The organism is Nocardiopsis chromatogenes YIM 90109 (assembly GCF_000341185.1).
Taxonomy (GTDB): Bacteria; Actinomycetota; Actinomycetes; order Streptosporangiales; family Streptosporangiaceae; genus Nocardiopsis_A; species Nocardiopsis_A chromatogenes.
This window is the reverse complement of the sequence record NZ_ANBH01000094.1, coordinates 1-11,434: the sequence shown is the minus strand read 5'-3', so window position 1 is coordinate 11,434 and position 11,434 is coordinate 1. Positions and strand designations below refer to the sequence as shown.

Below are 11,434 nucleotides of genomic sequence, written 5' to 3'. Positions count from 1 at the left end.
CAGCGGCGCCGAGCCGGTGGTGGCCGTGCCCCCGGCGACCAGCCCCGTCTGCAGCCCGGCCACTCCGGTGAAGGGCCCCGCCCACATCAGGAGTGCGGTGGGCAGCACTGTCCGCATGCGCCTGCTCAGCCCGCTCAGCTCGGCGAAGGCGGACCGGCAGCGCTCGCACTCGGCCAGGTGGCGCCCCAGGTCGCGCCGGGGCCTGCGGCCGACACGCCGCGCCTGCGCGCCGATCATCGGGGCGAAGCGGCGGCACTCCCCTTCGGCCCCGGCGATGTGCGCGGACAGGTACGCCTCCCGCAGCCCCTCCCGCGCGCGCGAGGCCAGCGACCCCACACCGCTGCGGCCGATGCCCAGGAGCGGCGCCACCCGCTCGGCCGCCTCCCCCTCGACCTCGGTGTGCCACAGCACCGCCTGCCAGCGCTCGGGCAGGGAGTGGAAGGCCCGGCGCACCAGGCCGCCGTCCTCCAGGCGGAGCACCCGCTCCTCGCCGCTCTCCTCCGGGGCCGCGCCCAGCCAGCGCTCGAAGTCGCCGGAGAGCTCGGTGCGCCGTTCGGTGCCCGCCCAGTCGGCGGCGGTGCGGCGCACCACCGCCAGCAGGTAGGGGCGCCATGCCTCGCCGGGGCCGCGCCCGGCCCGCACCGCCTCCAGGGTGCGGGTGAAGGCCTCGGAGGCGAGGTCCTCGGCGGTGTGCGAGTCGCGGCAGCAGGTGAGGGCGTAGGCCAGCACCGGCCTCCAGTGGCGGCGGTACAGCTCGTCGAGGGCCTGCGCCCCGGCTGTCCCGCCGTCGCGGAGCCCGGCCGCGAGCTCGCCGTCGGACCCGGCGTCACGCGCGGGACCGGAATCGGTGTCGGTCATGCACCCCGCCCCTGTTCGGCACGGCTCGTCCGGACTTCCGTCATTCTGGGAGCCGGGCGCCCCATTGAAAAGAGTGGTCGCGGAAGCGCTCAGTGTAATGGGATATGCCGGACGTGGGGCGAGTCGCCCGCATCGGATGGGCGTTCCTCCCGGTCCTCCCGGTCCTCCCGGTCCTCCCGGTCCTCAGGGGAGGAAGGGGAGGAACAGGGCGGCGCCTCAGAGGTCGAGCGGCGCCGAGCCGAACGCCACCGAGAAGCGGTCGCACCAGATGACCACGCTGGTCATGCCCTCGATGTCGGCGTCCTCCGGGATCTCGTAGTTGGCGTCGCCGTGCGTCCCCTTGAGCGGCCCGAGGTCGACATGGCGCCCGTCGCGGTACTTGAACCAGTCGCCACCCGCCTCCTGGTCGGTCAGCCAGACGTACAGGTCCGGCCCGTCGCTGGAGGCCAGCCCCTCCAGGCGCACATGGCGGGAGCCGTCGGCGAGTTCCAGGACGCGCGCCGTGCCGGTCGTGTCGTGCTCCTGGGAGACGAACTCCCCTTCCGCCAGTACGGCGGGCTCGGCCGGTTCCCCGACCTCGTCCTCAGCGGCCCCCTGCGCGCCCTCCGGCTCCTCCGACCGCTCCGGCCCCTCCGTCGCACCCTGCGTGCCGTCGCTCTGCTCGACGGCGGGCAGGTCCTCGTCCACGGTCGTGCTCGTGTACAGGCGCCACGGTTGGAACGCCCACAGCCCCACGGCCACGAGTACGACCGCGATCGCCGCGGCCCCCCACACCAACGGATGCCGCACCCGTTTACCCATCTCGTCCTCCCCTGGCCACCGGACCGTGCCCCCTTCATTCGGAGCCGCTGCGCGGAGGGCGACGCCGGGAGCGCCAGGGTCACGTGCGGACGAGGCCCGCCTCGTAGGCGAGGACCGCCGCCTGGACCCTGTTGGACACCCCCAGCCGGGTGAACGCCGAACTGACGTGCGTCTTGACCGTGTCCTCGACCAGGTGCAGGCGCCGTGCGATCTCGGCGTTGGACAGCCCCTGGCCCAGCAGCGCCAGCACCTCGCGTTCGCGCGGGGAGAGCGCCTCGGCGCGGGCCGCCGCGGCCGCCCGGGGGTCGGGGCCGCCGTCCTCCTCCCGCAGCCGCCCGGCCAGGCCGCGGGCCATCTCCGGGGAGAGGAAGGCGCCGCCGGCGGCCACCGCCTTCACCCCGGCGATCAGCTCCCTCGGGTCGCCCGCTTTGAGGAGGAACCCGTTGGCGCCGTCGCTCAGGGCGCGCACCATGTACTCCTCGCGGCCGAACGTCGTCAGCATCGCCACGGCCGTCCCGGGCGAGGCGCGACGCACCTCGCGCACGGCGTCCAGGCCGCCCCCGCCCGGCATCTGGATGTCGACGAGGGCCACGTCGGGGCGCTCCCGGCCGGCCAGTTCCACCAGTTCCTCGGCGTCCCGGGCCTCCCCGGCGACCTCGATGCCCGGATCGGCGGTCAGGATCGTCCGCACCCCCGCCCGGATGAGCGCCTCGTCGTCGGCGAGCACCACCCTGATCACGCGTCCCCGTCCTCCTTGCAGTGCAGATCGGGCGTCGGTCGGCGGTCGTAGACGCACGCCGACACCAGTGCCCCACCAGCGAAGCACACCTGGAAGGCCTGGTCGGGCGACCACTCCGGCCCCCGGGGCGAGCGGTAGTAGCGGCACTCGTCGGCGTCCTCGGGCATCAGCAGCTCCAGGCCGGGGTCGATGACCGCGGTGGGCAGCCGGGCCGAGGGCAGCAGCTCTTCGACGGCCGCCCGGTCCTGACCGACGGCCAGCCGGGAGAAGTCCTCCTCGGTGAGCACGGCGTTCTCGGTCAGGTAGGCGCCGTAGGCGTCCCAGCCGACGACCAGCGGCAGGAGGACGCCCGTGGCCGTGGCGACCGCGATGGCCAGCTCCCGGCGGGGACGGACGGGGCGCTCGCGTGCCGCGGCGGCGGCGGTGGCCGGCAGGCGGGCCTCGACGGCGAAGCCGCCCCCGCCGGTCGGGCCGAAGTCCAGGGTGCCCCCGGCCCGCTCCACCCGGTCGCGCAGCGAGCTCAACCCCCGCCCGCCCCCGGCGGAGACCGGGAGGCCCGCCTCCGCGGGCCCATTGGCCACCCGCACGGCGGCGGTCCTGCCGCGCCGCCGCGCCCCGGCCTCCACCGTGACCGCCGCGCCCGGGGCGTGCTTGGCGGCGTTGGTCAGCGCCTCCCGGACGACCGCGAAGACCAGCGTCCGTGCGGCCTGGTCGCCGGGCGCCTCGGCCCCGTCCCAGTCGATCTCCATCCCCGACGAGCGCGCCCGCACGATCAGCCGGCCGAGCGGCGCCTCGGCCCCGTCCTGTCCGCGGGACCGCTCCAGGAGGCCGATGACCTCGTGCAGGCGGCCGATGGCCTCGGAGGCCCGCGCCCGCAGCTCGCCGACGCCCTCCCGGTAGTCCTCCTCCGACAGCCCCGGGGCGACCTCCAGGCCGCCCGCCCGCACGGCGATCAGGCTGAGGTCGTGGCCGATGGAGTCGTGCATCTCCTCGGCGATGCGGGCCCGTTCGCGCAGGCGCTCCTGCTCGGCGACGGCGTCGCGCTCGCGTTCGAGGGCGGCGACCCGCTCCCAGCCCGAGTCCAGCAGCTCCGCCCGCCGGCGCATATAGCGGCCTGTGAACCAGGGGAAGACGCCGAACAGAAGGGTGACGATCGCGTCGGCCATGCCCGACCAGGGCTCGGTTCCGACGGCGAGGGGGACCACCACGCGGAGCAGGCTCTCCCCGACGGCGACCGCGAGGACGGCGGGGGCCGCATAGCGGTTGGCGGACAGGCGCCCTGCGGCGAAGGCGGCACCCGCCAGCAGAGGCAGGAACACCGATATCGGGCCGATCGGCCCGGTGGTGGCCACCGCCCCGTACACCGTCGACACGAGCAGCGCGCCGAGCACCGCCTCGCGCGCCCACGCACCCCACCGGCCTGCGGCGATGCGCCGCCCCTCCGTACTGCCCACGCTCTGGACCCTAGCCCGGGGGCACCCGTTCGGCCTCCCCCGAAAGTGCCGGTTCCCCGCCCGCGGCCCCCACGAAAGTGCGGGCGCACTCTCCACGGACGGGCGATGTGGGGGGTCGTCGGCCGCACCTAGTCTCAAAAACCTGCGGGGCGCCATCGGAACGGTGGCCTCCGGACGAACGATCGGAGAACGATGAACGCCATCCCCGGGCGGCACCGGTCGGAGCGGGGCGGCGTCGGCCCGCTCCCGACTCCCCCCTCGACACGGGAACGGCCCGCCGAGGGGCGCTCTCCGCGGGTGATGCCGCCGTACCGGCGAACCGACGACCTTGACCACGGAAGGGACCCCACCGCCCCATGCCGAGCCTGATCCCCGAGCCCAGCACCGACGCGTACCGGGCCGTCACCTCTTTCGCGCAGGACCTGCCCGCCGGGGTGCAGGCCTTCGCCGAGGCCGCCACCGACCTGCTGCTGCTGGGCTTCGCCGTACTCTTCGTCGCCCTGTGGTGGCGGGCGCGCGGGCACGGCGCGCGCGCCGTGGCGGCTGCGCTGCTGGCGCCCGTCGCGACGGTGGCGGGCTACCTGGTGAGCGAGGGCGCCAAGACGCTCATCCAAGAGGAGCGCCCCTGCCGGGCGGTGGCGGACGCGGTCACGATCGCGGCATGCCCGCCGCACGGGGACTGGTCCTTCCCGAGCAACCACGCCGCCGTCGCGGGTGCGGCGCTGGCGGCGGCGTTCATCGCGTGGCGCTGGTCGGCGGCGTTCGCGGCGCCGCTGGCGCTGCTGGAGGCCTTCTCGCGGGTGTTCGTGGGCGTTCACTACCCGCACGACGTGGCCGTGGGGCTGCTGGTCGGGGCGGCGGTCGCCGCCGCCGTGGCCGTCGCGGCGCGGCGCCCGGCCGAGGCGCTGGTGGTGCGGATGGCCGCGGTCGCCCTCCTGCGCCCGCTGCTGACCGCCGCCGGGCCCGAGCCCCGGGCGCACGCCGACACCGCCCCGCCGCGCTCCCCTCGCCGTCAGGAGACCCTCCGTTGAGACGCCTGCGCACCGGCCCCCTCTCCCGGCTGGCGACCACCGCCCTGGCGATCGCCCTGGGCGCCATGTTCGCCACCGCCACACTGGTCTTCACCGACGGCGTCCGCCAGAGTTTCGCCGACTCCGCCATGGGCGGGGCCGACCGGCTCGACGCGGTCGCCCTCCCGCCCGGGGACGACGGTGTGCTCCCCCGCGACCTGGTCGCACGGGTGCGGGAGCTTCCACAGGTGGCGGAGGCCGACGGCGCGGTGCGCGGGTCGGCCGTGCTGCTGGGCCCCGACGGGCGGCCGCTCGGGGGCGCGGCGGCGATGGCCGCGTCCGTGGGCGGGCCCACCGAGCGGCTGCGGATCGCGGAGGGCCGCGCACCGGCCGCGGCCGACGAGGCGGCGCTGTCGGCGGCCACCGCCCGCACCGCGGGGCTGGAGACCGGCGACACCGTGGCCGCCGTCGGCGCGGACGGGCGGCGGCGGGAGTTCACCGTCACCGGCCTGGTCGACTTCGGGCTGGACCGCTCCGCCGCGGCCACGGGAGCGATCGCCTTCGCCCCGGACACGGCCGCCGAGCTCACCGGGGTCGACGGGTACGCGGAGCTGCGCGTGCTCGGTGCGGACGGCACGGACCCCGACGAGGTCGCGGCGGCGGTCCGCACGGCGCTCGGCGACGCGGCCCGGACCATGACCGGCGCCGACTACGGCGCCCTGCTCGCCGAGGACGCGGGCGTGCAGGCGCGGTCGGTCACCGTCGGGCTGTCGCTGTTCGCCGCGGTGGCGCTGTTCACCGCCGCGCTGGTCATCGGCAACACCTATGCGGTGCTGGTGGCTCAGCGGCGGCGCTCCACGGCGCTGCTGCGCTGCCTGGGCGCCGACCGCGGACAGATCCTGCGCGGGGTGCTGGCCGAGGCGCTGGCGGTCGGGCTGGCGGCCTCGGCGGCCGGGGCGGCGCTGGGGGTGGGCGTGGCCGCGGCGGCGGTGGAGCTGGCCGGGCGGTCGGCGGGGACGGCCTCCTTCTTCGGGACCACCGGCGCCGAAGGGATGCCGCTCGTGGTGAACCCCGCCTCGGTCGCCCTCGGTGTGGGGGCGGGGGTGCTGACCACCGTCGCCGCGGCGGTGCGCCCGGCGGTCGCGGCGATGCGCACGGCCCCTCTGGCCGCGCTCCGGGAGAGCGGAGGGGACGGCGTTTCCGACGAAGCGGCTTCGCGCCCCCGCCGTGGACGCGCTTTCACGGCGGCCTCCCTGTTCGCCCTCGCCGCCGCCGGGGTGTACGCGGGGCTGTCCCTTGAGCCGGGACCGCTGCCGATGGTGGTCGTGGCGGGCGCGGGCATGGCGGCCTTCGCGGGGGCGGTGGCCGCGGCGCCGTGGCTGGTGCGCGCGTTCGCGGCGGCGGTACGCGCACCCATACGGCGTCTGGGGACGGCGCCCGGTCTGGCCGTGGAAGGCGTGCTGCGCGCCCCGCACCGCACGGCGACCGCGATGACGGCGCTGGCCGTCGGGGCGGCGCTGATGTCGGGCTACGCGGTGGCGAGCGCGTCGATCCAGTCCACGCTCACCGAGGTGATGGCGCGCGAGATGCCCGCCGACTACGCCCTGCGCCCCCTGACCGCTCAAGGCGATGCCGACGCGGGCACCCCGGCATCCGCACTCCCCGCCTCCCTCGCCCGCGGCTTGGCGGAGGACCCGGCGATCGGCAAGGTGATGCGGGACCGGCGCACGATCGTCGAGATCGGCGGGGAGCCGACCCGGGTGGCGTCCTTCCTCAACGCGCGCATGGGGACCGACCTCGCGATGGAGACCGTGGCGGGTGACCTGGCCGATGTCGCGCCCGGGCAAACGGCCGTGTACGCGGACGACGCCGAGCGCCTCGGGGTCGGGGTGGGCGACACGATCGCCGTTCCCGCGGACGGGGACGGGTCGGACCGGCGCTTGACCGTGGCGGCCGTGACCGCGTCGGACGGGGGCATGCCGGGCCTGGTCGTGGCGCCGGAGGACTTCACGGCGCTGTTCCCGGACACGCCGGACGCCGCTCTGCTGGTCGTCGGCGCCGACGGCGCCCCGGCGGACCGGGTGCGGGCGGCCGTGGACGCCGCGTCCGCCGCCCACCCGGGGCTGGAGGTGGTCAGCGGCGCGGAGCAGCGTGAGCAGTACGGGCGCCTGTTCGACACGATCTTCGTCGTGGTGGTGGGGATGCTGGCGGTGGCGGTCGTGATCGCGGTGTTGGGCATCGCGAACACGCTGGCGCTGTCGGTGCTGGAGCGCGGGCGCGAGTTCTCCCTCATGCGCGCGCTGGGGCTGACCCGTGGGCAGCTCCGCGGGCTGGTCGCGACCGAGGCGGCCCTGGTCGGCGCGGCCGGGACGGCGGTCGGGGCGGTGCTGGGCGTGCTGTTCGGCCTGGCGGCGGCGGGGGCGGCGATGGACGACATGGTGCCCGCCGTTCCGGCGGCACGGGTGGCGGTGCTGCTGCTGGCCGGAATCCCCGCCGGGCTGCTGGCGTCCCTGGCCCCCGCCGCCCGCGCCGCCAGGGCCCCGGTCACGGGCCTGGCGGCGGGCGCGCCGGGGGCGGTGTGACCTCCACAATATTGATCATGCATGATTAATTTATCCATGATCATGAGGAGGGGGAGCCATGGCCTTGACCCAGATCGATATCGACCCTGAAGCCCTCGATGAAGCGATCAGGCTGTCCGGCGCGAAGACCAAAAAGGAGGCCGTGAACCTGGCCCTTCGGGAGTACGCGGCCCGCCACCAGCGGATCGCGGCCCTGGAGCATTTTGCAGAGCTCTCGGCCTCGTGGGACTACGAGGACTGGCGGCGGCGGGAGAGCGAGAAGGGGTCGGCCGAGTGATCCGGTACCTTATCGACTCCTCCGCGCTCTGGAGGATTCTCCGTGAGGACAAGTACCGGGCTTCTTGGCAGCACGTCATCGCCGAAGGTGTCGTCGGTTCGTGCGCCCCGCAGCGGGCCGAGTTCCGCCGATCGGCACGCGACCTCGACGACTATGAGCAGATGAACGACTTGTTCTCCGTACTCTATCCGGACGTTCCCGTCCCCAAAGGCACGTGGCGGTGGATCGAGGCGGCTCAATACCGACTCGTCCGAGGCGGCGCTCACCGGTCCATGTTCGCAGTCGACCTGATGGTCGCCGCCACCGCCGCCCATCACGGGCTCACCGTTCTCCACGATGACGGCGACTTCGTCACAGCCGCCCGGTTCCTTTCGGACCTGCACGAGCGGAGCGTCCGGGATGCTCCGTCGGCCTAGTGCTGCTCGCCCCTGCTCATCCCCCACAGGGCCAGTGCGGCCACGATGCCGAAGACGGCGTGGCCCACCAGGCTCATCATGGCGGCCTGGTCGATGGTGAACACCGGCATCCCGAGGAAGGCCGGCATCAGGGCCAGCCCGCCCAGGACCCACCAGGCCAGGCCGTAGACGAGCCCGGCGCCGAGCACCGGCCACAGCCGGTCGGCGAACTCTCCGGCCAGGACGCCGAAGACCAGGCCGATACCGGCCGATATGACCAGGTGGACCAGCCCGCCGACGACGGCGCTCTCGGAGCCGACCATCATGGCGATCATCGGGAGCATCCCCATCATGGCCATGAGCATCCCGAAGACGATTCCCCCGGCGAGACCGGCGACCACGCCCTTCCAGGCGTGGGCGATGACGTGCGAGCGGCTGAAGGCGATCGTGGACATGGCGTGGGTCCTTCCCTTCGACACCAGGCGGCCCCGCGGGCGCGGGGCCGCACGGGCGCTCTGGGCGTCCGTGTCCCATGGGTACGCGCGCGCTGGGAAGCCGGGGCGCAAGGTGTCGCCCGGCTGACACTCTTCACTGCACACGTCCGTAGAGTGGCCCACGTGACATACGCCGCATCACCCGACGAGATCGCCGACGTCCGGGCGTACTGGGAGGAGCTCGGCCTCCCCGGCCTGATCGACGTGCACACGCACTTCATGCCGCAGCGCGTGCTGGACAAGGTGTGGGCGTACTTCGACGCCTTGGGCGAGGGCGTCTGGCCGATCACCTACCGGCAGGCCGAGGCCGACAGGGTCGGCCTGCTGAGGCGGTTCGGCGTCGTCCGCTATACGTCGCTGCTGTACCCGCACAAGCCGGGGATGGCCGAGTGGCTGAACGGGTGGGCGGCGGAGTTCGCGGACGCCCATGACGACTGCCTGCACAGCGCGACGTTCTACCCCGAGCGCGGGGCGGAGGGGTACGTGGCGGCCGCGATCTCCTCAGGGGCGCGCGTGTTCAAGGCCCACCTCCAGGTGGGCGGCTACGACCCGCGCGACCCCCTCCTCGACGGCGTCTGGGGGGCGTTGGCCGACGCGGGCGTCCCCGCCGTCGTGCACTGCGGCTCGGGCCCGGAGGAGGGGCCCTTCACCGGCCCGGGGCCCTTCAGTGAGGTGCTGAGGGCCCACCCGCGGCTGAAGGCCGTCGTCGCGCACGCGGGGACGCCCGAGTACTCGGAGTTCCTCGACCTGGCGGAGCGGTACGAGGGCGTCCACCTGGACACCACGATGGTGTTCACCGAATTCACCGAGCGGTTGGCGCCGTTCCCGCCGGAGGAGGTCCCCCGCCTCAAGGCCTTGGAGGACCGGATCCTGCTCGGCAGCGACTTCCCGAACATCCCCTACCCGTACGTGCACCAGCTCCAGTGCCTCGCCGATCTGGGGCTGGGCGAGGGGTGGCTGCGGTCGGTGCTGTACGGCAACGGCGCCCGGCTCTTCTCGGTCTGAGGCCGGGCCGTCGGCCCTCGCCGCGGCCGAACGCGCTCCGCAGCGGGCCACGCGGCGGCGGGTCACGCGGCGGCGGGCTCCCGAACCCCGTCGGCGGCCTCCCCGAGGGCCGGAGCGGCCACCGCCTCCGGCACGGGCTCCGCGGCCCCCGCCCTCCGCACGAGCGCGGCACGCCGCTCCGACAGCCCGAGCAGCAGGGCGAGCCCCAGCCCGACGGCCGAGAGGGCTGCACCGACCAGGGCGGGCGACGTCAGGCCCAGCCCCGCCGAGATCGCCGCACCGCCGAGCAGCGCTCCGAGGGCGTTGGCGATGTTGAACGCCGAGTGGATCCCGGCGGCGGCGAGGCCCGGCGCCTCCTTGGCCTTCTCCAGGATGGTCGTCTGGAGGCTGGTGACGGCCACGAAGCCGGTCGCGCCGATGAGGAAGACCGCGATCGGCGCGAGGACGGGGTTGCCCGCCGTGAACGCGAACAGCCCCAGGGAGGCGGCGAGGGCGCCGGTGAAGAGGTAGAGGGTGGGCATGGGCGCCGCGTCGGCCAGGCGCCCCCCGGCCACGGCGCCCGCGGTGGTGCCGACGCCGAACAGGCCCAGCATCAGGGCCACGCCGGTCGCGCCGTAGCCGGTGACACCGGTCAGCACGGGGCTGATGTAGCTGTAGGCGGCGAAGCTGCCGCCGAACCCGAAGACCACGACCGCGAAGGCGAGCAGGACCTGGGGCCGGGCCAGGACCCTGACCTCGCGGCGGACCGGGACGGGGGCGGGGCGCGGCTGCTCGGGCAGGGCGGCGCGCAGCACCACCGCCGCGACGGCGCCGACCACCGCCACCCCGGCGAACGCCCAGCGCCAGCCGAGCTCCTGGCCCATGAGGGAGCCCAGCGGCACCCCGGCGACGTTGGCCAGGGTCAGGCCGAGCAGCACCCGGGCGACGGCCTGGCCGCGCCGGTGCCCGGCCACCATGTCGGCGGCCACGACCGACCCGATCCCGAGGAAGGCGCCGTGCGGCAGCCCGGCGAGCACGCGGGTGGCCAGCAGCGCCTCGTACCCGGGGGCGGCCGCGGACAGGACGTTGGCCCCGGCGAAGAGCCCGAGCAGGGCGAGCAGGAAGGTCCTACGGGGCAGCCGGGACCCGGCGACGGCCAGCAGCGGGGCGCCGATGACCACGCCGACGGCGTAGCCGGAGATGAGGTGGCCGGCGGTCGGGACGGAGACCCCGGTGTCCGCCGCGACCTCGGGCAGGATGCCCATGATGACGAACTCGGTCGTGCCGATACCGAAAGCGCCCAGAGTGAGCGCCCACAGGGCGACGGGCAAGGTGCCCTCCTTCGCGGGGACATGCGCGACCGCACGCCGATGGGGCGGGAACGGCCGGGAGACGGTCGGATTCGGTGCGCCGGGGGCGGAAGAGGCGCGGTGGAGCGCAGGTCGGCCCAGGGGAACGGGCGCACGAAACCTTGACAACGCCATGGGGCGGGGCGGGAAGTCCTGATGCGCACATGACCCCGCGCACAGGGGAAGGGGGAGTGGACCACACGTCCCCGCGCACCGGGCGTCGGCGCATGCCGACACGCGCCGAGGCGGCCCAGATCACATCGCCGGTGCCGGTGGCACCGGCGGATACCCCGTTTCCGGGCTCCGGCCGGGCGGACAGGGCCTGGCGCCCCGTCCACGTGCGGCGCCGCCTCCGGCCCCGGGCGACGAGGGTGGCGGGAGCACCACGTCCCCTCGGCTGAAGGCGGGGAGGCCGCATCCCCGTGCGCACCCGCCGACGTCTGAGGGCGCCGCCGCGTTCGGCCTGCCGGGCCTCCTACCGGGCCCGGCCG

11 protein-coding genes are annotated in these 11,434 nt (G+C 75.3%); 5 read left to right on the top strand and 6 right to left on the bottom strand.

Going from position 1 to position 11,434, the window contains the following annotated elements:
* The 4 genes from D476_RS32655 to D476_RS0109330 all read right to left on the bottom strand — a co-directional run.
* Window positions 1–858 (bottom strand): RNA polymerase sigma factor (locus D476_RS32655; RefSeq protein ID WP_017623685.1); only part of this gene is annotated, 858 nt, incomplete at its 3' end.
* 216 nt (window positions 859–1,074) lie between these two features.
* Window positions 1,075–1,659 (bottom strand): DM13 domain-containing protein, encoded by a 585-nt coding sequence (locus D476_RS0109340; RefSeq protein ID WP_192826369.1) that lies wholly within the window; start codon window positions 1,657–1,659, stop codon window positions 1,075–1,077.
* A 79-nt stretch (window positions 1,660–1,738) separates the two neighbouring features.
* Window positions 1,739–2,398, bottom strand: coding sequence for a response regulator (locus D476_RS0109335; RefSeq protein ID WP_017623683.1), 660 nt, complete (start codon window positions 2,396–2,398; stop codon window positions 1,739–1,741).
* Entirely contained in the window at window positions 2,395–3,852 is a 1,458-nt protein-coding gene (locus D476_RS0109330; RefSeq protein WP_017623682.1) for a sensor histidine kinase, read from the bottom strand. Before D476_RS0109330 ends, D476_RS0109335 begins: the two co-directional genes overlap by 4 nt.
* Window positions 3,853–4,208: 356 nt before the next feature.
* On the opposite strand from D476_RS0109330, the gene D476_RS0109325 reads away from it, so the two are divergent.
* The 4 genes from D476_RS0109325 to D476_RS0109310 are packed head-to-tail and all read left to right on the top strand — an operon-like array spanning window position 4,209 to window position 8,137.
* Window positions 4,209–4,883, top strand: coding sequence for a phosphatase PAP2 family protein (locus D476_RS0109325; RefSeq protein ID WP_017623681.1), 675 nt, complete (start codon window positions 4,209–4,211; stop codon window positions 4,881–4,883).
* Window positions 4,880–7,444 (top strand): FtsX-like permease family protein, encoded by a 2,565-nt coding sequence (locus D476_RS0109320; RefSeq protein ID WP_020380444.1) that lies wholly within the window; start codon window positions 4,880–4,882, stop codon window positions 7,442–7,444. Before D476_RS0109325 ends, D476_RS0109320 begins: the two co-directional genes overlap by 4 nt.
* A gap of 58 nt (window positions 7,445–7,502) precedes the next feature.
* Entirely contained in the window at window positions 7,503–7,721 is a 219-nt protein-coding gene (locus D476_RS0109315) for a type II toxin-antitoxin system VapB family antitoxin (protein WP_017623679.1), read from the top strand.
* Window positions 7,718–8,137: a PIN domain-containing protein gene (locus tag D476_RS0109310; protein ID WP_017623678.1), complete on the top strand. Its 420-nt coding sequence runs from the start codon at window positions 7,718–7,720 to the stop codon at window positions 8,135–8,137. The genes D476_RS0109315 and D476_RS0109310 overlap by 4 nt, the downstream gene beginning before the upstream one ends.
* Here the strand turns inward: D476_RS0109310 and D476_RS0109305 are convergent.
* Window positions 8,134–8,571: a hypothetical protein gene (locus tag D476_RS0109305; protein ID WP_017623677.1), complete on the bottom strand. Its 438-nt coding sequence runs from the start codon at window positions 8,569–8,571 to the stop codon at window positions 8,134–8,136. The genes D476_RS0109310 and D476_RS0109305 overlap by 4 nt on opposite strands.
* Window positions 8,572–8,724: 153 nt before the next feature.
* Here D476_RS0109305 and D476_RS0109300 point away from each other — a divergent pair, with 153 nt between their 5' ends.
* A complete protein-coding gene (locus D476_RS0109300; RefSeq protein ID WP_017623676.1) occupies window positions 8,725–9,615 on the top strand; it encodes an amidohydrolase family protein in 891 nt (296 codons plus the stop codon).
* A gap of 62 nt (window positions 9,616–9,677) precedes the next feature.
* Here D476_RS0109300 and D476_RS0109295 read toward each other — a convergent pair whose 3' ends face one another.
* Window positions 9,678–10,925 carry an MFS transporter gene (locus D476_RS0109295; RefSeq protein ID WP_017623675.1) on the bottom strand — a complete coding sequence of 416 codons (1,248 nt, stop codon included), beginning with the start codon at window positions 10,923–10,925 and terminating at the stop codon, window positions 9,678–9,680.
* Window positions 10,926–11,434 lie beyond the last annotated feature (509 nt).

What these genes read in the sequence shown, in the direction of transcription:
- D476_RS0109340 (WP_192826369.1), bottom strand. Translation starts at nt 1,659, where the DNA reads ATGGGTAAACGGGTGCGGCATCCGTTGGTGTGGGGGGCCGCGGCGATC.
- D476_RS0109325 (WP_017623681.1), top strand. Translation starts at nt 4,209, where the DNA reads ATGCCGAGCCTGATCCCCGAGCCCAGCACCGACGCGTACCGGGCCGTC.
- D476_RS0109315 (WP_017623679.1), top strand. Translation starts at nt 7,503, where the DNA reads ATGGCCTTGACCCAGATCGATATCGACCCTGAAGCCCTCGATGAAGCG.
- D476_RS0109305 (WP_017623677.1), bottom strand. Translation starts at nt 8,571, where the DNA reads ATGTCCACGATCGCCTTCAGCCGCTCGCACGTCATCGCCCACGCCTGG.